The sequence below is a fragment of the Micromonospora sp. DT233 genome (assembly GCF_049841815.1).
Lineage (GTDB): Bacteria > Actinomycetota > Actinomycetes > Mycobacteriales > Micromonosporaceae > Micromonospora.
Genome location: NZ_JBNCLB010000001.1, coordinates 694,187 through 715,450 on the forward strand (window position 1 = coordinate 694,187; position 21,264 = coordinate 715,450).

At 73.9% G+C, this 21,264-nt stretch carries 19 protein-coding genes; 6 read left to right on the plus strand and 13 right to left on the minus strand.

Features of this window, described 5'->3' with window-relative positions:
- The first annotated feature begins 51 nt into the window (after positions 1-51).
- The gene (gene radA, locus ACLQ2V_RS03345; protein WP_425716818.1) at positions 52-1,500 is read left to right on the plus strand and encodes a DNA repair protein RadA; all 1,449 of its coding nucleotides are present in this window, start codon (positions 52-54) and stop codon (positions 1,498-1,500) included.
- Between the two features lie 143 nt (positions 1,501-1,643).
- Entirely contained in the window at positions 1,644-2,828 is a 1,185-nt protein-coding gene (disA, locus tag ACLQ2V_RS03350; RefSeq protein ID WP_425716819.1) for a DNA integrity scanning diadenylate cyclase DisA, read from the plus strand.
- A gap of 93 nt (positions 2,829-2,921) precedes the next feature.
- Here disA and ACLQ2V_RS03355 read toward each other — a convergent pair whose 3' ends face one another.
- From ACLQ2V_RS03355 to ACLQ2V_RS03365, 3 genes are all read right to left on the minus strand, one after another.
- Positions 2,922-3,701 carry a hypothetical protein gene (locus tag ACLQ2V_RS03355; protein WP_425716820.1) on the minus strand — a complete coding sequence of 260 codons (780 nt, stop codon included), beginning with the start codon at positions 3,699-3,701 and terminating at the stop codon, positions 2,922-2,924.
- A 160-nt stretch (positions 3,702-3,861) separates the two neighbouring features.
- Entirely contained in the window at positions 3,862-4,422 is a 561-nt protein-coding gene (locus tag ACLQ2V_RS03360; RefSeq protein ID WP_425716821.1) for a peptide deformylase, read from the minus strand.
- Entirely contained in the window at positions 4,419-4,934 is a 516-nt protein-coding gene (locus ACLQ2V_RS03365) for a glycine cleavage system protein R (RefSeq protein ID WP_425716822.1), read from the minus strand. Before ACLQ2V_RS03365 ends, ACLQ2V_RS03360 begins: the two co-directional genes overlap by 4 nt.
- Positions 4,935-5,028: 94 nt before the next feature.
- Between ACLQ2V_RS03365 and ACLQ2V_RS03370 the strand changes: the two genes are divergently transcribed.
- Complete coding sequence (locus tag ACLQ2V_RS03370; protein ID WP_425716823.1) at positions 5,029-5,931, plus strand: A/G-specific adenine glycosylase; 903 nt, start codon at positions 5,029-5,031, stop codon at positions 5,929-5,931.
- A gap of 405 nt (positions 5,932-6,336) precedes the next feature.
- Here the strand turns inward: ACLQ2V_RS03370 and ACLQ2V_RS03375 are convergent, their stop codons facing one another.
- From ACLQ2V_RS03375 to lysS, 3 genes are all read right to left on the minus strand, one after another.
- Positions 6,337-8,868: an ATP-dependent Clp protease ATP-binding subunit gene (locus ACLQ2V_RS03375; RefSeq protein ID WP_425716824.1), complete on the minus strand. Its 2,532-nt coding sequence runs from the start codon at positions 8,866-8,868 to the stop codon at positions 6,337-6,339.
- Between the two features lie 659 nt (positions 8,869-9,527).
- Positions 9,528-9,872 (minus strand): histone-like nucleoid-structuring protein Lsr2, encoded by a 345-nt coding sequence (locus ACLQ2V_RS03380; RefSeq protein WP_425716825.1) that lies wholly within the window; start codon positions 9,870-9,872, stop codon positions 9,528-9,530.
- Positions 9,873-9,985: 113 nt separating this feature from the next.
- A complete protein-coding gene (lysS, locus tag ACLQ2V_RS03385) occupies positions 9,986-11,494 on the minus strand; it encodes a lysine--tRNA ligase (RefSeq protein WP_425716826.1) in 1,509 nt (502 codons plus the stop codon).
- A gap of 90 nt (positions 11,495-11,584) precedes the next feature.
- Between lysS and ACLQ2V_RS03390 the strand changes: the two genes are divergently transcribed.
- Positions 11,585-11,785 carry a hypothetical protein gene (locus tag ACLQ2V_RS03390; RefSeq protein ID WP_425716827.1) on the plus strand — a complete coding sequence of 67 codons (201 nt, stop codon included), beginning with the start codon at positions 11,585-11,587 and terminating at the stop codon, positions 11,783-11,785.
- On the opposite strand, the gene ACLQ2V_RS03395 is transcribed toward ACLQ2V_RS03390, so the two are convergent.
- From ACLQ2V_RS03395 to ACLQ2V_RS03425, 7 genes are all read right to left on the minus strand, one after another.
- Complete coding sequence (locus ACLQ2V_RS03395; protein WP_425716828.1) at positions 11,767-12,525, minus strand: type III pantothenate kinase; 759 nt, start codon at positions 12,523-12,525, stop codon at positions 11,767-11,769. The two genes, ACLQ2V_RS03390 and ACLQ2V_RS03395, sit on opposite strands and share 19 nt — an antisense overlap.
- A gap of 32 nt (positions 12,526-12,557) precedes the next feature.
- Entirely contained in the window at positions 12,558-13,562 is a 1,005-nt protein-coding gene (gene nadC / locus ACLQ2V_RS03400) for a carboxylating nicotinate-nucleotide diphosphorylase (protein ID WP_425716829.1), read from the minus strand.
- Positions 13,559-15,256: an L-aspartate oxidase gene (locus tag ACLQ2V_RS03405; protein WP_425716830.1), complete on the minus strand. Its 1,698-nt coding sequence runs from the start codon at positions 15,254-15,256 to the stop codon at positions 13,559-13,561. Before ACLQ2V_RS03405 ends, nadC begins: the two co-directional genes overlap by 4 nt.
- Before the next feature lie 76 nt (positions 15,257-15,332).
- A complete protein-coding gene (locus ACLQ2V_RS03410) occupies positions 15,333-16,217 on the minus strand; it encodes a septum formation family protein (protein WP_425716831.1) in 885 nt (294 codons plus the stop codon).
- Between the two features lie 146 nt (positions 16,218-16,363).
- On the minus strand, positions 16,364-16,789 hold the full coding sequence (gene panD, locus ACLQ2V_RS03415) for an aspartate 1-decarboxylase (protein ID WP_425716832.1): 426 nt from the start codon (positions 16,787-16,789) through the stop codon (positions 16,364-16,366).
- Between the two features lie 31 nt (positions 16,790-16,820).
- A complete protein-coding gene (gene panC, locus ACLQ2V_RS03420; RefSeq protein WP_425716833.1) occupies positions 16,821-17,669 on the minus strand; it encodes a pantoate--beta-alanine ligase in 849 nt (282 codons plus the stop codon).
- Between the two features lie 49 nt (positions 17,670-17,718).
- Positions 17,719-18,696 (minus strand): Rossmann-like and DUF2520 domain-containing protein, encoded by a 978-nt coding sequence (locus tag ACLQ2V_RS03425; RefSeq protein WP_425716834.1) that lies wholly within the window; start codon positions 18,694-18,696, stop codon positions 17,719-17,721.
- A 191-nt stretch (positions 18,697-18,887) separates the two neighbouring features.
- Here ACLQ2V_RS03425 and ACLQ2V_RS03430 point away from each other — a divergent pair, with 191 nt between their 5' ends.
- Complete coding sequence (locus ACLQ2V_RS03430; RefSeq protein WP_425717001.1) at positions 18,888-19,997, plus strand: SAM-dependent methyltransferase; 1,110 nt, start codon at positions 18,888-18,890, stop codon at positions 19,995-19,997.
- The gene (locus ACLQ2V_RS03435) at positions 19,994-21,163 is read left to right on the plus strand and encodes an NADH-quinone oxidoreductase subunit D (RefSeq protein ID WP_425716835.1); all 1,170 of its coding nucleotides are present in this window, start codon (positions 19,994-19,996) and stop codon (positions 21,161-21,163) included. Before ACLQ2V_RS03430 ends, ACLQ2V_RS03435 begins: the two co-directional genes overlap by 4 nt.
- The last annotated feature ends 101 nt before the right edge of the window (positions 21,164-21,264 follow it).

Here is a 21,264-nt window from a genome sequence, read left to right on the forward strand (position 1 = left end):
CACCCGCCACGCCGGCGGTGTCTCGTCGTACGGGGGGACTAACGTTCCCGTGTGACGACCCCCCGATCGACGCCCTCCCGAGCGACCTCGCGCGGCACCGGCCGGGCCACCCGCGAGCCCCGTCCGGCCTACCAGTGCGACGCCTGCGGCCACCAGCCTCCGAAGTGGGTGGGGCGCTGCCCGGAGTGCGGCGAGTGGGGCTCGGTCGTCGAGTCCACGGTGACCGGCCCGATCGTCTCCGGCCGGGTCGTCAGCTCCCGGATGCCCGCCGAGCCGGCCCGCCCGATCGCCACCATCAGCGCCGCTCCGGCGCGGGCCCGCCCCACCGGCGTGAGCGAGCTGGACCGGGTGCTCGGCGGCGGCCTGGTGCCCGGCGCGGTGGTGCTGCTGGCCGGCGAGCCGGGCGTCGGCAAGTCCACCCTGCTGCTCGACGTCGCCCAGCAGTGGGCGGCCACCGCCGGCAGCCCGTCCCTGGTGGTCAGCGGGGAGGAGTCGGTCAGCCAGGTGCGGCTGCGCGCCGAGCGGATGGGTGCCCTGCACGACCAGCTCTGGCTGGCCGCCGAGAGCGACCTGGGCGCGGTCCTCGGCCACCTCGACGCGGTCAAGCCGGGGCTGCTGGTGCTCGACTCGGTGCAGACCATCTCCACCCCCGGCACCGAGGGGGTGCCCGGCGGGGTGACCCAGGTCCGGGCGGTGACCGCCGCGCTGGTCACCATCGCCAAGGAGCGCGGCGTGGCCACCGTCCTGGTCGGCCACGTCACGAAGGACGGCCAGGTGGCCGGCCCCCGGGTGCTGGAGCACCTGGTCGACGTGGTGCTCTACTTCGAGGGCGACAAGCACTCCTCGCTGCGGATGGTGCGCGGCGTGAAGAACCGCTTCGGCGCCGCCGACGAGGTCGGCTGCTTCGAGATGCACGAGGGCGGGATCAGCAGCCTCGCCGACCCGTCCGGGCTCTTCCTCACCCGATACTCGGAGCCCGTGCCGGGCACCTGCGTCACGGTCGCGATGGAGGGGCGGCGGGCCCTGGTCACCGAGGTCCAGGCGCTGATCGGCGCGACGGTCGCGGGTTCCCCCCGGCGGACGGTGTCGGGGCTCGACGGGGCCCGGTTGGCGATGGTGCTGGCGGTGCTGCAACGCCGCGCCGAGCGGCTGACCCTGCACGACAAGGAGGTCTTCGCCGCCACGGTCGGCGGCATCCGGGTGGTGGAGCCGGCGGCCGACCTCGCGGTCGCCCTCGCGGTGGCCTCCGGCGGGCTCAACCTCGCCATCAACCCGCACCTGGTGGCGATCGGCGAGGTGGGGCTGACCGGCGAGGTGCGCCGGGTCGGCGCGGTGCCGCGCCGGCTGGCCGAGGCGGCCCGGCTCGGGTTCCGGGTGGCGCTCGTGCCGTCCGGCTGCGGGCCGGAGAGCGCCGGTGCCGGCCCGGAGAACATGCGGGTGATCGAGGTCACCGACGTCCGTTCGGCCCTCCAGGCCGTCGCCCGCGCATCCGCGGAGTGACCGGCGGTGGCCACGCGGGCGGCGCCGACCGCGCGTTTCAGGACAAGCGCGGCAGGTGGGATGAGAGGGCGGCCGACGGGCATGGCGACACATCACAGTAACCACGACAGCACCCACCGCACGTCAGTCCGTAGACTGTGCGGGTGCCGAACGATCGCGACGCCAGCAGGACAGCCGGCGCCACACCCCACGTCCGCACCGGCCCCGTGGGCTCGCCCGCCCGCCCGATCAGCGTCACCGTGACCGGGAGTGTCAGCGGCGCGAGCGGCGACCCGCTACGGGCCAACCTCGCCCTCATGGCGCCGGGCACCGCGCTCCGCGACGGTCTGGAACGGATCCTGCGCGGCCGCACGGGCGCGCTCATCGTCCTCGGCTACGACAAGGTGGTCGAGGGGCTCTGCACCGGCGGTTTCCCGCTGGACGTGGAGTTCTCCGCGACCCGGGTCCGCGAGCTGTGCAAGATGGACGGGGCGGTCGTCCTCTCCAGCGACGGCACCCGGATCGTCCGGGCGGCCGTGCACCTGATGCCGGACCCGTCGATTCCCACCGAGGAGTCCGGCACCCGGCACCGCACCGCCGAGCGGGTGGGCCGGCAGACGGGCTACCCGGTCATCTCGGTCAGCCAGTCGATGCGGATCATCAGCCTCTACGTCAACGGCCAGCGGCACGTGCTGGACGACTCGGCGGCCATCCTGTCCCGCGCCAACCAGGCCCTGGCCACGTTGGAGCGCTACAAGCTGCGCCTCGACGAGGTCTCCGGCACCCTCTCCGCCCTGGAGATCGAGGACCTGGTCACGGTCCGGGACGCCGTGGCGGTGGTGCAGCGGCTGGAGATGGTCCGTCGGATCGCCGACGAGATCGCCGGATACGTGGTGGAGTTGGGCACCGACGGCCGGCTGCTCGCCCTGCAACTCGACGAGCTGATGGCCGGTGTGGACGCCGACCGCACCCTGGTCATCCGGGACTACCTCCCCGCCGGGCGCAAGCCCCGCACCCTGGACGAGGCCCTGGTCGAGCTGGACCTGCTCGGCGCCACCGAGCTGATCGACCTGGTCGCGGTGGCCAAGGCGATCGGCTACCCGGCCGCCACCGACGCGCTGGACGCCGCGGTCAGCCCTCGGGGCTTCCGGTTGCTGGCTAAGGTCCCCCGGCTGCCGGTGGCGATCGTCGACCGGCTGGTGCTGCACTTCGGCAGCCTCCAGCGGCTGCTCGGGGCCACCGTGGAGGACCTGCAGGCCGTGGAGGGCGTCGGCGACGCCCGGGCCCGGGGTGTGCGGGAGGGGCTGTCCCGGCTCGCCGAGGCTTCCATCCTGGAACGCTACGTCTGATCCGTTGGATGCTCCGTTTACGGCCGGTGCGGGGCGCCACGGCCGATCCCCGGCCGGGCGTCGGCCGGGGATCTTCCGGGTGGGTCGGCCGGCTCAGCCGGTGATGGTGAGCTTCGCCGGCGCGCTGAGCTTGGTGTCGAGCCGCCCGAACACCTGGTACGTCCCGGAGCGGGGGAACGGGCCGGCGGCGGCCCCGTCCTTGCACTGGCTGCTGTCGCGGCCGTTCCAGTCCACCTGGTACGACCGCTCGAAGCCCGGGGTGAACGACTGCACGTCGGAGCCCTTGACGTTGCCGCAGGTGTCGGAGGACCAGATCTTCTCCGCGCCCGACTTCACGAACAGCTCTTGGACGTCCGCGCCGACGTCCCGGCTGCAGGTGCGGTTCGACCTGTTCTTGATCTTCAACTGGAGACTGACCCCGGTCTCCGGGGAGACCGACGTCGGCGAGACCACCGGCGTCACCGAGATCTCCGCGTTGGTGCACGTCCCGTCGTCGACGCCGGGGCCGGCCGGGGCGACGGGGCCGTCGTTGCCGGCCGGATTGACCGGGCCGTCCGGAGCGGCCGGCGAGCCGGACGCGCCCGAATCGCCACCGGAGCCCTCCGCGCCGCCACCCGGCGGGGTGCCGGTCTGCGGGCTCGCCGTCTGCGGGGAGAAGACCGAGCCGCTCGGGGCCGGTGCCCCGGGTGAGCCGCCGACGCCCGGTCCCGCCGTCGCGGTCGGGGTCGCCCCCGACTGCGGCGTCGAGCCGTTGTCGTTCGCACCATTGCAGGAATAGAGCAGGACAATCAGGAAGAGAAGCCCCGCTCCCAGCACGGCGACGCGACGCCGCCAGTACACGGCGGGTGGCAGGGGGCCGACCGTCAGACGCATGATGCTCCCACCGTAACGGCGCGACGCGCCCTCGTCCGGCGCGACGCGCCGGGCCGCCCTGGGCTCACCGCCACCACCCTCCACTCACGACAGCCATCGGCCCGGCCCGCTCACGGCCCCGGACGAAGGCTGTTACGGCCGCGACGATGCCCCGCCCGGCTCACAGGTACACCTTGCGCTGGTAGATCGCGTGCGCGCCGGCCACCCGGTCCAGGAAGATCAGCCCGGCGCAGTGGTCGATCTCGTGTTGCAACGCCCGCGCCTCGAACCCGTCGGTGACCAGCCGCACCGGCGCGCCGGTCCCCGGCAGTACCCCCTCGACGACCAACCGGCTGGCCCGCTTGACGTCGCCGGTCAGGTCGGGCACCGACATGCAGCCCTCCCGGCCGGCCTTCCACCGGGTCGCCTCCACCACCTGGGCGTTGCAGAGCACGAAGACCCCGTGCACGGTGATCGCCTTCGGGTGCCCGGTGACGTCCACCGCGAAGACCTGGGCACTCACCCCGACCTGCGGCGCGGCGAGCCCCACGCAGCCCGGCGAGACCCGCATGGTGGCCACCAGGTCGGCGGCGAGCCGGACCACCTCCTCGGCGGTCGGATCCACCGCCGCTCCCGGCCGGCTGAGCACCGGATCCGGGGCGCAGACCACCGGGCGCACCCGGCCGGGCACCGCCAGCGCCTCAGGGGTCCAGCCGGCCAGATCGGCGTGGCCGGCCGTCACAGCAGGTCCGGGTCCGCCGGGCGGAGGCTGACCCCGACACCCAGCTCCGCAGCGGTACGCATCAACCGGCCGGCCACCTCGTCGGAGCGCCCCGCCGGCAGCTCCACCTCGGCCACCACCACGTAGAAGTCGCCGGTCAGCCGGGTACTCAGGTCGGTGAGGTTGCCGCCCGCGTCGATGAGCACCCGGGTCATCGCCGCGACGATGCCCATCCGGTCCGCGCCGTGCACCGCCAGCACGTACGGCTCCCCGGCCGGCACGGTCGCCCCGTCCTCGGGGGTGACCGCGCGTACGGTGGCCAGGAGCTGGCCGTCGGCGGCGAGCGGGGCCAACGCGGCCTCGACCTCGGCGGCGGCCGGGCCGACGCAGATCAGGGTCATCGCGAAGTGCCCCCGCAGCCGGGTCATGGTGGAGTCGGTCAGGTTCGCGCCGAGCCCGTTGAGCACCTCGGCGACGTCTGCCACGATGCCGGGCCGGTCCGGGCCGATGACGGTGATCGCTAGCTCGTTCATCCGGGCATTCTGCCCCGTCGGGTCCCGCCCCGCGCCGGCAGCCCCGGCCCGCCCACCCAGCGGGAAGGCGGCCCGTGACATGATCGGCGACGCGATGTCTGAGCCCACTTTCGCCACCCTGGTCAGCCGGTGGTACGAGGAGAACGCCCGAGAGCTGCCCTGGCGCGTACCCGGCGTGGGCGCGTGGGCGATCCTGGTCAGCGAGGTCATGCTCCAGCAGACGCCCGTGGTGCGGGTGCTGCCCGCCTGGCAGGCGTGGCTGACCCGGTGGCCGACGCCCGCCGCGCTGGCCGACGACTCGCCCGCCGAGGCGATCCGGATGTGGGGGCGGCTCGGCTACCCCCGCCGGGCGGTACGGCTGCGCGACTGCGCGGTGGCGATCGTCGAACGACACGGCGGCGCGGTGCCGGACAAGCTGGAGCAGTTGCTGGCGCTGCCCGGGGTGGGCACGTACACGGCCCGAGCGGTGGCCGCGTTCGCCTACGGGCAGCGGCACCCGGTGGTGGACACCAACGTGCGCCGGGTGGTCTGCCGGGCGATCGCCGGAGAACCCGATGCCGGGCCGGCCACCCGCCCCGCCGACCTGGTGGCCACCGAGGAACTACTGCCGGCGGAGCCGGCCGCCGCCGCGCTGGCCAGCGCCGCCTTCATGGAGCTGGGCGCGATGGTCTGCACCGCCCGCTCGCCGCGCTGCCCGGCGTGCCCGGTCGAGTCCGTGTGCGCCTGGCGGGCGTCCGGGCGGACCGCGCCGGCCGGGCCGACCCGCCGACCCCAGCGGTACGCCGGCACCGACCGTCAGGTCCGAGGGCTGTTGCTGGCGGTGCTGCGGGAGAGCACGGGGCCGGTGCCGCACCAGCGGCTGGACCAGGTCTGGACCGACGACGTGCAGCGCTCCCGCGCCCTGGCCGGGCTGGTCACCGACGGGCTGGTGGAGCCGGTGGGCGAGGCGTCGTTCCGCCTGGCCGGGGACGGCCCCACCGCCCCGGCACTGGCCTGATCAACCCCGCCGCGCTACTCGGCCCCACACTGCCCCCACGGCCTGCTCGGCCCCGCACGGCCTACTCGCCCCCGCACGGCCCTCGCCGGGCGCTGATCAACTCGATGTGCGGCACATCGCGGCATCCCGGACACGGGAATGCACAACGTGCCGCACATCGTGTTGATCTTAAAGATCGACGTTCGGCTAGGTCTTGGAAGATTTCCGGCCCCTGGAGGGGCCATTTGCCCAAGATCTAGCCGATCCTCTCCGGGTGAGGCGGGCGGGGGGCGTCATGGGGCCGGTCGGGTGGGTGGGTAAGGGCGGCCCTCGCCCGGCGGGCGCAGGAAAGGCGACGGCCCCGGTGGCTTTCGCCGACCGGGGCCGTCGCCCGTTACTGCTGTCGTCGCCCGTTACCGCTTCGTCCTACTCGTCGGCGCCGGCTGCGGCGGTGCCGCCCAGGTCGGCGGGGACGGCGTCCGGCACGGCCTCCGGCCGGTCGGCGCCCCGGAAGACGAGCTTGGACTTGTCGATGTCGTCCGGGTTGCCCTCGCAGTCCACCACGACGATCTGACCCGCGGTCAGCTCGTTGAAGAGGATCCGCTCGGAGAGGTTGTCCTCGATGTCGCGCTGGATCGTGCGACGCAGCGGACGCGCCCCGAGGACCGGGTCGAAGCCCTTGGCCGCCAGGTACTTCTTGGCGTTGTCGGTCAGCTCCAGCCCCATGTCCCGGTTGCGCAGCTGACCCTCGATCCGGGCGATCATGATGTCCACGATCGACAGGATCTCGGTCTGACGCAGCTGGTGGAAGACGATCGTGTCGTCGATCCGGTTGAGGAACTCGGGCCGGAAGTGCTGCTTCAGCTCGTCGTTGACCTTCTGCTTCATCCGGTCGTAGTTGGACTCGGAGTCCTCCGACGCCTGGAAGCCCATCGACACCGCCTTGGCGACGTCCCGGGTGCCCAGGTTGGTGGTCAGGATGATCACCGTGTTCTTGAAGTCCACGATCCGGCCCTGGCCGTCGGTCAGCCGCCCGTCCTCCAGGATCTGGAGCAGGGTGTTGAAGACGTCCGGGTGGGCCTTCTCGATCTCGTCGAAGAGCACCACCGAGAACGGCCGACGCCGCACCTTCTCGGTCAGCTGCCCGCCCTCGTCGTAGCCGACGTAACCGGGAGGGGCACCGACCAGGCGGGACACCGTGTACCGGTCGTGGAACTCCGACATGTCGAGCTGGATCAGGGCGTCCTCGGAGCCGAACAGGAACTCGGCGAGGGCCTTGGAGAGCTCGGTCTTACCCACGCCGGACGGGCCGGCGAAGATGAACGAGCCCGACGGGCGCTTCGGGTCCTTCAGGCCGGCCCGGGTGCGCCGGATGGCCTTCGACACGGCCTTGACCGCGTCCTCCTGGCCGATGACGCGCTTGTGCAGCTCGTCTTCCATGCGCAGCAGCCGGGAGGTCTCCTCCTCGGTCAGCTTGTAGACCGGGATGCCGGTCCAGTTGCCGAGGACCTCGGCGATCTGCTCGTCGTCGACCTCGGACACGACGTCCAGGTCGCCGGCCTTCCACTCCTTCTCCCGCTGCGCCTTCTGGCCCAGCAGCTGCTTCTCCTTGTCGCGCAGCTGCGCGGCCCGCTCGAAGTCCTGCGCGTCGATCGCGGACTCCTTGTCGCGGCGGACCTGGGCGATCCGCTCGTCGAAGTCACGCAGGTCTGGCGGCGCGGTCATCCGGCGGATTCGCATCCGCGCGCCGGCCTCGTCGATCAGGTCGATCGCCTTGTCCGGCAGGAAGCGGTCGGAGATGTACCGGTCGGCCAGGGTCGCGGCGGCCACCAGCGCGGCGTCGGTGATGCTCACCCGGTGGTGCGCCTCGTACCGGTCGCGCAGGCCCTTGAGGATCTCGATGGTGTGGGCCAGCGACGGCTCACCCACCTGGATCGGCTGGAACCGGCGCTCCAGGGCGGCGTCCTTCTCCAGGTGCTTGCGGTACTCGTCGAGCGTGGTGGCACCGATGGTCTGCAGCTCGCCACGGGCCAGCATCGGCTTGAGGATGCTCGCCGCGTCGATCGCGCCCTCGGCCGCGCCCGCACCCACCAGGGTGTGGATCTCGTCGATGAACAGGATGATGTCGCCGCGGGTGCGGATCTCCTTGAGGACCTTCTTCAGGCGCTCCTCGAAGTCACCGCGGTAACGGGAGCCGGCGACCAGCGCGCCCAGGTCGAGGGTGTAGAGCTGCTTGTCCTTCAGCGTCTCGGGCACCTCGCCCTTGATGATCTTCTGGGAGAGGCCCTCCACCACGGCGGTCTTGCCGACGCCGGGCTCACCGATCAGGACCGGGTTGTTCTTGGTGCGGCGGGACAGCACCTGCATGACCCGCTCGATCTCCTTCTCGCGCCCGATGACCGGGTCGAGCTTGCCCTCGCGGGCGGCCTGGGTCAGGTTCCGGCCGAACTGGTCCAGCACCAGGCTGGTCGACGGCGCGGCCTCACCCGGGGTGGCTCCGGCGGCGGCCGGCTCCTTGCCCTGGTAGCCGGAGAGGAGCTGGATGACCTGCTGGCGGACCCGGTTCAGGTCCGCGCCGAGCTTCACCAGGACCTGGGCGGCGACGCCCTCGCCCTCGCGGATCAGGCCCAGCAGGATGTGCTCGGTGCCGATGTAGTTGTGGCCGAGCTGCAGCGCCTCGCGCAGCGACAGCTCCAGGACCTTCTTGGCCCGCGGCGTGAACGGGATGTGCCCGCTCGGCGCCTGCTGGCCCTGGCCGATGATCTCCTCGACCTGCTGACGCACACCCTCCAGCGAGATGCCCAGACTCTCCAGGGCCTTCGCCGCGACGCCCTCGCCCTCGTGGATCAGGCCCAGCAGGATGTGCTCCGTACCGATGTAGTTGTGGTTGAGCATCCGGGCCTCTTCTTGGGCCAGGACGACAACCCGTCGCGCTCGGTCGGTGAACCGCTCGAACATGCCCTCGTGCTCCTCACGTGCCGTGCGCCTTGATGGTCAGATCGCGGCGGGGCCGGTGCGCGGACGTCCGGGATGGGCGTCCGTGCCTCCTTACTCTATCGTCGCCGACCGACTCCGCTGAGGTCGTGTGTCCTCGACGGGAGCCCGGTACGCGTCGTTTTTGCCAACCATCCGCGCTCAGGGGGTGTTCCGGCACCCGCGCGTGTACGCGCAGAGCGAAATTCGGGCACCCGCAAAAGCCTGCTCCGCAGGCCCCTGAGGCCCTGCGCCGGGGCTTGCCGGGCCCTCCCCGCCGGGCGATCGGACGGTTGTCCACAGGTTGTGGACAAGTTCTCCACCGGTTGTGGACAACGCCCCCGGCTGTCCGGTTCTTCCCGGGCACCCGAGAATTCACCGCTGACCGCCGGGCCGGGCCGCACCGCCGGGCCGAGCCGCACCGCCGAGCCGAGCCGGGCCGCACCGCCGAGCCGAGCCGGGCCGAGCCGCCGGGCCGCACCGCCGAGCCGAGCCGCACCGGGGGCACGAGACGCGGCGACGCCGGGCCGGAGAGATCCTCCGGCCCGGCGTCGATGTCGCCCGGCTCCCCCGTGTCCGGTCCGTCCCACGGCCCCTTCCGCGCCCGCCGACAGTCGGCGGGTCAGCGTCGGAGCGCGGGGCGGTCAGCGCGTGGCGTGGAACTCGTCGACGATCTCCTGCGGGATACGCCCCCGGTCGGAGATGTCCTTGCCCGCGTTCTTGGCCCACCGCCGGATCGCCTTGTTCTGCTCCCGGTCGGCGGTGGCGCCGCCGCGACCGCGCGCGGCCCGACCGCCGACCACGACGCCGCCCCGGCCCACCTTCGTGCCCGCATCGACGTACCGCGCGAAAGCCTGACGCAATTTCTCGGCGTTCGCCTTCGAGAGGTCGATCTCGTACTGAACACCGTCGAGCGCGAACTTGACGGTCTCGTCAGCGTCCCCGCCGTCCAGGTCATCGACCAGCTTGTGAATGATCTGCTTGGCCACGTCCCACATTCCTTTCGAGCAGGGTGTTCCTGCAAACTGACAGCACAATAACCCGCCCGACGCTTGTCACGTCAATAGGACGAGGTATCCGGGTCCCGTAGGGTGGGGGGCGGCTACTCGGGTCGGACCAACGGGAAGAGGATGGTTTCCCGAATTCCCAGCCCCGTGAGCGCCATCAGGAGGCGGTCGATTCCCATTCCCATGCCTCCGGCGGGCGGCATTCCGTACTCCATCGCCCGGAGGAAGTCCTCGTCCAGCCGCATCGCCTCGTCGTCGCCCCGCGCGCCGAGCTGCGCCTGGGCCACCAGGCGTTCCCGCTGCACCACCGGGTCCACCAGCTCCGAGTACGCGGTGGCCAGCTCGAAGCCGAGGACATAGAGGTCCCACTTCTCGGCCAGACCCGGCTCGCTGCGATGCGCCCGGGTCAGCGGGCTGGTCTCCTCCGGGTAGTCCCGGACGAAGGTCGGCGCGTCCAGCCCCGGCACCACGAGCTCCTCGAACAGCTCCTCGGCCAACTTACCCGGACCCCACTTCGGGTCCACGGCCAGGCCGACCTTGTCGGCGTACTCGACCAGGCGGGCCCGGCCGGTGCGGACCGTGACCTCCTCGCCGAGCGCCTCGGAAAGCACCCCGAAGAGCGTGACGGAGCGCCACTCGCCGCCCAGATCGAACTCCCGGCCATCCGCGTGCGTCACCACGGTCGACCCACCGACCGCGATCGCCGCCCGCTGCACCAGATTCCGGGTGAGCGCGGCCATGGTGTCGTAGTCCCCGTACGCCTGGTACGCCTCCAGCATCGCGAACTCCGGCGAGTGCGAAGAGTCGACACCTTCATTACGGAAGTTGCGGTTGATCTCGAAGACCCGCTCGACGCCGCCGACCACGGCCCGCTTCAGAAACAGTTCCGGCGCGATTCGCAGATACAGATCGGTGCTCAACGCATTGCTGTGGGTCACGAATGGCCGGGCCGCCGCGCCGCCGTGCAGCAACTGGAGCATCGGGGTCTCCACCTCGATGTAGTCCTGCTGGTGCAGTGCGTCACGGAGGCTGCGCACGGCCGCAGCCCGGGTGCGTACCATCTGGCGGGCCTGCGGGCGGACGATCAGGTCGACGTACCGCTGGCGGACCCGCGCCTCCTCGCTGAGCGGCTTGTGCGCCACCGGCAGCGGGCGCAACGCCTTGGCGGTGACCGCCCACTGCTCGGCCAGCACCGACAGCTCGCCGCGCCGGCTGGTGATCACCTCGCCGGTGACCCCGACGAGGTCGCCCAGGTCGACCAGGCGCTTCCAGTCCTCCAGCCGCTGCGCGCCCACCCGGTCCAGGGAGAGCATGGCCTGCAACTCGGTGCCGTCGCCGTCGCGCAGGGTGGCGAAGCAGAGCTTCCCGGTGTTCCGTACGAAGATCACCCGGCCGGTGACCGAGACCCGGTCGCCGGTGGCGGTGTCGGTGGGCAGCTCGGCGTACTTCTCGCGCAGCTCCGCCAGGGCGGCGGTGCGGGGGAAGCCCACCGGGTAGGGCTCGACGCCCTCGGCGAGCATCCGGTCCCGCTTCTCCCGGCGGACCTTCATCTGCTCGGGAAGGTCGTCGGCGGGGTCGACTGGCACGGTGTTCTGCTCGGTCACGGCACGCTTCCTCAGGAGGGGGACTACGGCGGGGTCAGGCCCGAGCGTACTCAGCCGCCCGGCGGCCCGTTGCGGGATAACCTGCCCGGCATGACCGAAGCCACGCACGCCCTCCTCTTCGGCGTGGCGGCAGCCGCGTACGACCGGTTTCGTCCCCGCTGTCCGCAGGAGGCGGTGCGCTGGGCGCTCGACGGCCTGGACGCCCCCGCGCGGGTCGTCGAGCTCGGGCTCGACGCTCGTGCTGCGCGCCCGCCGCCGCTGACCGGCAGCCGTCAGACGTTGCGCTCGTAGACCATCCGCAGGCCGATCAGGGTGATCATCGGCTCGTGGTGGGTGATGGTGCGGCACTCGCCGATCACCACCGACGCCAGGCCGCCGGTGGCGATCACCGCCCGCACCTCGCCCAGCTCCTCGACCATCCGCTCGACGATCCGGTCGACCTGGCCGGCGAAGCCGAAGTACAGGCCGGACTGCAGGCACTCGACGGTGTTCTTGCCGATCACCGAGCGGGGCCTGGTCGCCTCCACCTTGCGCAGCTGGGCCGCGCGGGCGGCCAGGGCGTCGAAGGAGATCTCGATGCCCGGCGCGAACGCCCCACCGAGGAACTCCCCCCGGCCGCTGATCACGTCGAAGTTGGTGGTGGTGCCGAAGTCCACCACGATCGACGGCCCGCCGAAGAGGGTGTACGCGGCGAGGGTGTTGACCACCCGGTCGGAGCCGACCTCCTTCGGGTTGTCGATCGCGAGCTGCACCCCGGTGCGCACCCCCGGCTCGACGATGACGCTGGGCAGGTCGGCGTAGTACCGGGCCAGCATCGACCGCAGCGAGCGCAGCGCCGCCGGCACCGTCGAGCAGGCGGCCACCCCGGTGATCTCCACCGCGTCGGCGGCCAGCAGCCCGCGGAACATCAGCCCCAGCTCGTCGGCCGTGCTGAGGGCGTCGGTCTTGATCCGCCAGGAGTGCACCAGCTTGTCGCCGTCGAAGGTCGCCAGCACGGTGTTGGTGTTTCCGATGTCGATGCAGAGCAGCACGCACGCAGCCTAGACGCCGGGCGGCGGGCCGCTCACCCCGTGGCGGAGGTCGGCCCCGTCCGGAGGTCGAGCGCCACGTCGAGGATCGGCGAGGAGTGGGTCAGCGCGCCCACCGACAGGTAGTCCACCCCGGTCGCCGCGTACCGGGCCGCCACGTCGAGGGTCAACCCGCCGGTCGCCTCCAGCTCCGCCCGGTCCCCCACCGCCGCCACCACCTCGGCCAGCGTCTCCGGGGTCATGTTGTCCAGCAGCAGGAAGTCCGCGCCGGCCTCGACCGCCTCCAGCGCCTCGGCGAGGGTGTCCACCTCCACCTGCACCGGCACGTCCGGGAAGACCTGGCGGACCCGGCGGTAGGCCGCCGCGACGCCGCCGGCCGCGAACTTGTGGTTGTCCTTGATCATGGCCACGTCGTGCAGGCCCATCCGCTTGTTCGTGCCGCCGCCGACGCGCACCGCGTACTTCTCCAGCGCCCGCAGCCTCGGCGTCGTCTTGCGGGTGTCCAGCACCGTCGCCTTGGTGCCGGCCAGCGCGTCCGCCCAGGCCCGGGTGTGGGTGGCCACCCCGCTGAGCCGGCAGAGCAGGTTCAGCGCCGTCCGCTCGGCCGTGAGCAGCAGGCGGGTGGGCCCGGCCACCGTGGCCAGCACGTCGCCGCGGGCCACCCGCTGCCCGTCGCGGGCCACCAGCGACACCTCGACGGTACGACCACCGCCGGCCGCGCCCCCACCGTCGCCCGTACCGAAACCGGTCACCTCGCCGGAGTCGCCCGCGCCGAAGCCGGTCGAGCCGTCCGTGCCGAAGCCGGTCACCTCGCCGACCAGCTCGAAGACGGCCGCCGCGACGGCCAGCCCGGCCACCACCCCGTCGGCGCGGGCGACCAGGTCGGCGGTGTCGGTCTGGCTGGCCGGGATGGTGGCGACGCTGGTGACGTCCAGGAAGTCCGGCCCGAGGTCCTCGGCGAACGCGCTGACGATCACCCGCCGCACCTCGGCCGGGTCGAGCCCGCCGTCCCGCAACGCCCGCTGCGTCGTCTCCCTCATCGTGGCCCCTCCCACTCAGAAATCAACCGGCCCTGCGCCCCGATCGCGCCGACGAGGTGGCCCCGCCACCGCTCGTCGGTCGTCGGGAAGTCCTCCCGCCAGTGGCAACCCCGGGTCTCCCGGCGGGCCTGCGCGGCGGCGACCAGGGTCGACGCCACGGTGATCAGATTCGTCGCCTCCCAGTCGGCGGTGCGCGGCACGCCCCGGGCCGCGCCCAGCTCGCCGAGGGTCGCCACCGTGCCGGCGAGCGTCCGCGCCGAGCGGAGCACCCCCGCCCCCCGGGTCATCGCCCGCTGCAGGGCGGGCGTGGAGCCGGCGGGCACCACCCAGCCGCCCCCGCCGACCCAGGCCCCCGTCGCCGCCGGCTGCGCCTGCTCCGGCAGGCCGGCGGCGATGTCCTCGGCGATCCGACGGGAGAAGACCAGCCCCTCCAGCAGCGAGTTGCTGGCCAGCCGGTTCGCGCCGTGCACGCCGGTGCAGGCCACCTCGCCGCAGGCGTACAGGCCGGGGATGGAGGTGCGGCCGCGCAGGTCGGTGCGGACGCCGCCGGAGGCGTAGTGGGCGGCCGGGGCGACCGGGATCAGGTCGACCGCCGGGTCCACCCCGATGGCCCGGCAGGACGCCACGATGGTGGGGAAACGCCCGGCGAGGAAGTCCCCGCCGAGGTGCCGGGCGTCGAGGTGCACGTGGTCGGCCCCGGTGGCCAGCAGCACCCGGTGGATGCCCTTGGCCACCACGTCGCGGGGGGCCAGCTCGGCCAGCTCGTGCTGGCCGAGCATGAACCGCTTGCCGTCGCCGTCGACCAGGTGCGCGCCCTCGCCGCGCAGCGCCTCCGAGACCAGCGGCTGCTGGGCGCGGCCGGCGTCGGGCACCCCGGTCCCGGCCGGGACGATCAGGGCGGTCGGGTGGAACTGGACGAACTCCACGTCGGTGACCGCCGCGCCGGCCCGCAGGGCCAGCGCCACCCCGTCGCCGGTGGAGACCGCCGGGTTGGTGGTGGCCGAGAAGATCTGCCCCAGCCCGCCGGTGGCCAGCACCACCGCGCGGGCCAGCAGCGCGCCCACGCCGTCCTCGCTGCCCTCGCCGAGCACGTGCAGGGTGATCCCGCAGGCCGGGCCCAGCCCGCCCGGCCCGTCGCCGGGGGCGCGCAGCAGGTCCAGCACCAGGGCGTGCTCGACCAGCCGGATCCACGGGTCGCGGCGGACCGCCGCGTGCAGCGCCCGCTGCACCTCCGCGCCGGTGGCGTCGCCGCCGGCGTGCACGATCCGGTCCGCCCGGTGGCCGCCCTCGCGGGTGAGCATCAGCGAGCCGTCCGGGTTGCGGTCGAACTCCGCGCCGATGCGCATCAGCTCCCGCAGCCGGGGCGGCCCTTCCCGCACCAGCACCCGCACGGCCGCCGGGTCGCAGAGCCCGACGCCGGCGACCTCGGTGTCCGTGGCGTGCGCGTCCGGGGTGTCCGTCGGGTCGAGCACGGCGGCGATGCCGCCCTGCGCCCACCGGGTCGAGCCGTCATCGATGTTGACCTTGGTAACCACGGTGACGTGCAGGCCCGCCTCGCGCAGGTGCAGGGCGGCGGTCAGCCCGGCCACCCCGGAGCCGACCACGATCACGTCGGTCGTCTCCACCCAGCCGGGTGCGGGCGCGGCCAGCAGCGACGGCAGGGCGGGCAGGGCGGCTGTCGGTGCGTCGTCCATGGGCACAGTCAACCCGAACGTCGCTCATCCCGGGCGCCGGGGGCACGACGAGAGCATCCGGCCGCCTCCGACGCCGCTACTTGCTGCGGATCGGCAGCTTGGCCGGGCCGGCGCCCTTCAGCGAGGCGGTCACCGAGCGGTGGCTGAGCCACAGGTAGCAGCGCACCCCCCGGTCGCCGACCCGCCAGCGCCCCGCGCCGGGCGGGCGGATCACCACGCCGGTGCGGTAGCGCAGGTCGGCGTCGTTCGGCACCCCGGCGTAGCGGGCGATCACCGAACGGCAGCCGGCGAAGACGGGGGCCCAGTCGGCGTCCCGGGTCGGAAACGGCCGGTCCGGGGCCTTCCACACCCCGACGAACTCGGCGTCGTGGCGGACGGTGCACGCCACCGGCGTCAGCACCTGCGCGCCGCGCGTCGCGGCCCCCCGGCTGCGCTGGCAGCCCAGCCGCAGCGGCGACGCCCCCTGCAAGGCGCCCCGGAGGCTGCCCGTGCGGACGACCGGCACCGCCCCCGCCTCGGCGGTGCTCACCTCGGCCAGGTCGCAGCGGTACCAGCGGGCGCCCGACGCCCAGCCGGTCGTCGACGGCACCGCCACGGCCAGCCGGAGCCGCCCGGCCCGCCAGTCGTCCCCCACGTACCCGCTGGCCTTGGCGTCGCAGTCGGCGAACGCGCCGCGCAGCTCCGCCGATCCGCCGGCCGGCGCGGTGGCCCGCGCGGCCGGGAAGACGCCGACGTGCGTGGTCTCCACCCGGTGCGGGGTCGCGCACTCCACCGGCGCGTACGCCGCCAGGGTCACCACCTCGGTGAAGTCGGCGACCTGGCACACCCCGGCGGCCGGGGTGAACGGGCCGGCGGGCGCGAACGCCGCCCAGTCGTCGGTGAGGTCGCCGTCGAGCCCCGTGGAGCTCCCACAGCCGACCAGCACGACCGCCGCGACCAGGGCGGCGCACACGGTCGTCATCGCACGGCGCATCGGGCCTCCCCAGCGACCAGCTCACGACGGCGACCCCAGACTATCCACAGACGACCGTCGGTGACAGGGCACGGACCACCCGATCTTCCGGCCCCCTCCCGCCGGGCGTCGGCCGCCGACGGCGGCGGGCCGGGTCAGCCGACGACGGCCAGCGGGCTGGGGACCGGGTCACCGGCCGTGCCCGGGGCCACCGCCGCCGGGTCGCCGCCGAGCTCGATCACCCGGTTGCGGGCGTCGACGTGCACCACCCGGGGCCGGTACGCCCGCGCCTCGGCGTCGGCGAACTGCCCGTACGAGATCAGGATGACCAGGTCGCCGGGGTGCACCAGGTGGGCGGCGGCGCCGTTGATGCCGATCACGCCGCTGCCCCGCTCGCCGGGGATCACGTACGTCTCCAGCCGGGCACCGTTGGTCACGTCCACGATCGCCACCTGCTCGCCCGGGAGCAGGTCGGCCGCGTCGAGGAGGTCCTGGTCCACCGTCACCGAGCCCACGTAGTGCAGGTCGGCCTGGGTCACCGTGGCCCGGTGGATCTTCGACTTGAGCATGGTGCGGAACATCGGGGTGCCTTTCGCGGGGCGGAAGAACCGGTCAGGAACGCGGGGCGAGACGGATCGCCGTGTTGTCGATGAGTCGGGTGCCGCCGACCCAGGCCGCCACCAACAGCCGGGCGGGCCCGGCGACCGGGCCGGGCTCCAGGTCCGGGTCGGTCAGTGCCAGGTAGTCGAGCCGGACGCCCGACGCGGCGGCACCGAAGACGCGGTGGGCCTGCGCCAGCACCGCCCCGGCGTCGAGCCCCCCGTCGGCGGCCTCCGCGCCGGCCCGCAGCGCGGCGGAGAGGCTCAGCGCCGCCACGCGCTCCTCGGCGGAGAGGTAGCGGTTGCGGGAAGAGAGCGCCAGCCCGTCCGGCTCCCGGACGGTCGGCACGCCGACCACCTCCACGGGCACGTCGAAGTCCCGGGCCATCCGCCGGACCAGGGTGAGCTGCTGGTAGTCCTTCTCGCCGAAGAACGCCAGGTCGGGGCGGGTGAGCTGGAACAGCTTGAGTACGACGGTGAGCACCCCGTCGAAGAAGCCCGGCCGGCTCAGCCCCTCCAGGTCCTCGCCACCCTGCCCCGGGGACACCCGGACCCGGGGCTCGCCGTCCGGGTACATCTCGGCCCGGTCCGGCGCGAACACCACGTCCGCCCCGGCCCGCCGGCAGATCTCCAGGTCCGCCTCCAGCGTGCGCGGGTACCGGTCGAAGTCCTCGTTCGGGCCGAACTGGAGCGGATTGACGAAGATCGTGACCAGCAGGTGCTCGGACCGTTCCCGGGCGGCCCGCAGCAGCGTCTCGTGCCCGGCGTGCAGCGCCCCCATGGTCATCACCACCCCGACCGTGCCGGTCAGGGCGGCGCGCGCCTTGCCCAGCTCCTCCCGGGTCCGCACCAGCGCCGTCACCGCGCCACCCCGGTTCGCGACCGCGCGGCCCCCCGGATCTGCCCACTTCTCACGCTGCCACCTCCCGATAGGTCCCACTGAGCACGTCGAGCAGCGGCTCGGCGTCCGCCGGTCGCAGCCGGCCCGCCGCGACGGCCCGGTCCGCCGTCCGGCGGGCCAACGCCAGGTACGGGGCCACCGACTCGGGCGCGGTCGCGGCCAACCGTTCCAGGTGCCGGCGTACGGTCCCGGCGTCGCCCCGCGACACCGGCCCGGTCAACGCGTCGTCGCCCAGGCACAGGGCGTTCTCCAACGCCGCCCGCAGCAGCGGGGCGAGCACCTTCCCCGGGTCGGCCACCCCGGTGTCGCGCAGCCGGTCGGCCGCCTCGTTGACGAGGGTGACCAGGTGGTTCGCGCCGTGTGCCAGCGCCGCGTGGTACAGCACGCGGTCGGCCTCGCCGACCCACTCGGGCACCCCGCCGAGGTCGGCGACCAGCCGGGCGGCGACCGGGCGCAGCGGCGCGGGCGCGGTCACCCCGTACGAGATGCCGGCGAGCCGGGCCAGGTCGTCCGGGGTGCCGGTGAAGGTCATCGCCGGGTGCAGGGCCAGCGGGTGGGCCCCGACGGCGGCGGCCGGGGCGAGCACGCCCAGCCCGTGCGCGCCGGAGGTGTGCGCGACCAGCTGGCCGGGGCGCAGCGCACCCGTCTCGGCCAGGCCCGCCACCACCCCGGCGAGCGCGTCGTCGGGCACGGCGATCAGCAGCAGGTCGGTGCCGGCCCGGGCCACGTCGGCGGCGGAGCCGGTGCGAGCGTCGGGAAGCAGCAGCGCGATCCGGGCGGCGCTGGCCCCGGAGGTGCCGCTGACGGCGACCACCCGGTGCCCGGCCGCGGCGAACGCGGCCCCCAGCACGGCGCCGACCCGACCGGCGCCGACGACGCCGACGGCAAGCGCGCGGGGCAGAGTCGGCGGGGTGGCGGCGGGGGCGTCGCCCGACGGCGCGGCGGGCCCGCGAGGGGCGGCCGAACGCGGGCGCGGCGGAGCGCTCATGGCAATGATCCAGTCCTCGTCAACGGGGGTACCGGTCGAGGGCAAGTATGCGCCGTGTTCACGCAGCCGCAACAAGAAGGTGTGAAAACCTTCACCACCGGTCGACCGGCGACGCGACGCGCCGGAGCAGGGCGGCGGGGACCCCGGTTCGCCCCGGCCGCGCCCACCGTAGGGTCGGCACGGTGACTGACGTGCCGGTGCGGTGGCGGGAGGCGATGCAACGGGCGCTGTACGGGCCCGAGGGCTTCTTCGTGTCCGGGTCGGGACCGGCCGACCACTTCCGGACCAGCGTGCACGCCGCCCCCGCGTTCGCCTCGGCGCTGTATCGGCTGGTCTGCCGACTCAACCGCGCCCTCGGCTTCCCCGCCCGCTTCGACGTGGTCGACGTCGGGGCCGGGCGCGGGGAGCTGCTGCGCGCCCTCGCGGCGCTCGCCGGGCCCGAGGGTGATCACGAGGGCTCCCCGCGTCACGGGGGCTCCCCGCAGGCCCCGCCGCTCGCCCGCCGGCTGCGGCTCACCGCCGTGGAACTCGCCCCCCGCCCCGTCGACCTGCCGGCGGAGATCGCCTGGGTGGACGCGGTGCCGCCGGGGGTGACCGGGCTGCTGCTGGGCACCGAGTGGCTGGACAACGTGCCCCTCGACGTGGCCGTGCCCGACCGGGACGGGTGGCGGTACCTGCTGGTCGATCCGGCGACCGGGGCGGAGACCGTCGGCGACCCGGTGACCGGGGCGGACGCCGACTGGCTCGCCACCTGGTGGCCGACGCCCGACGGGCCCGACGCCGGCCTGGGCACCCCTGCCGCCCCGACCGACTCTCTCGGCCCGGTCGCGCCGGGCGCGCTGCGGGCGGAGATCGGCCGGAGCAGGGACGGGGCCTGGGCCGACGCGGTGCGCCGGATCGACCGGGGGCTGGCGCTGGCCGTCGACTACGGACACCTCGCCGACGACCGGCCCGTCGGCGGGACGCTGACCGGGTACCGGCGCGGACGGCAGGTGCCACCCGTACCCGACGGGTCCTGCGACGTGACCGCGCACCTCGCCGTCGACTCGGCCGGCGCGGCCGGTGCGGCGGTGGCCGGGACGGCGTACACGTCGCTGGGTCAGCGGGAGGCGCTGCGGGCGCTCGGGGCCGACGGCGGGCGCCCCCCGCTGAGCCTGGCCGCCACCGACCCGGCCGGCTACCTGCGGGCGCTCGCCGCCGCGTCGGCGGTGGCCGAGCTGACCGACCCGGCCGGGCTCGGCGGACACCGGTGGCTGCTCCAGCCGGTCGGCGTCGACCTCGATCCGCTCATGGCACGATGACGGGCATGACCAACCCGACCGGTGATCTGCGCGCGCTGACCGTCGGCACCGGGGCCGGCGGGGAACAGCTCGGCACCGACATGGTGCTCAACATCGGCCCGCAGCACCCCTCCACGCACGGCGTGCTGCGGCTGAAGCTGATCCTCGACGGCGAACGGGTGATCGCCGCCGAACCGATCGTCGGCTACATGCACCGGGGCGCGGAGAAGCTCTTCGAGGTACGCGACTACCGGCAGATCATCGTGCTGGCCAACCGGCACGACTGGCTGTCGGCGTTCTCCAACGAGCTGGGCGTGGTGCTCGCCGTCGAGCGGCTGATGGGCCTCGAGGTGCCCGAGCGGGCCACCTGGCTGCGGATGGCCCTGGCCGAGCTGAACCGGGTGCTCAACCACCTGATGTTCCTCGGCTCGTACCCGTTGGAGATCGGCGCGATCACCCCGATGTTCTACGCGTTCCGGGAGCGGGAGACCATCCAGGCGGTGATGGAGGAGGTCTCCGGCGGCCGGATCCACTACATGTTCAACCGGGTCGGCGGGCTGAAGGAGGAGGTCCCGGCGGGCTGGACCGGTCGGGCCCGCGCCGCGATCGGCGAGGTGCGCCGCCGGATGCCGGACCTGGACCGCCTGATCCGACGCAACGACATCTTCCTGGCCCGCACGGTGGGCGTCGGGGTGCTGAGCGCCGCCGACGCCGCCGCGTTCGGGGCGTCCGGGCCGGTCGCCCGCGCCTCCGGGCTCGACCTGGACCTGCGCCGCGACGAGCCGTACCTCGCCTACGACCAGCTCGACGTGCCGGTGGTGACCAAGACCGCCGGGGACTGCCACGCCCGGTTCGAGGTGCTGCTCGACCAGGTGTACGCCTCGCTCGACCTCGCCGAGCAGTGCCTGGACCGGGTGGACCGGCTCACCGGGCCGGTGAACACCCGGCTGCCGAAGGTGGTGAAGGCCCCCGAGGGGCACACCTACGCGTGGACCGAGAACCCGCTCGGCATCAACGGCTACTACCTGGTGTCGAAGGGCGAGAAGACCCCGTGGCGGCTCAAGCTGCGCACCGCGTCGTACGCGAACGTGCAGGCGCTGGCCACGCTGCTGCCCGGCTGTCTGGTCCCGGACCTGATCGCCATTCTCGGCTCGATGTTCTTCGTCGTGGGCGACATCGACAAGTAACCGCCGCCGCTGGCCGCCACCTCGGCGCTCGGCGGTGCTGCGGCACCCGGCGCTGCTGCGGCGGCGGTGCGGCGGCTGCGGCGGCGCAGTGCGGCGAAGCT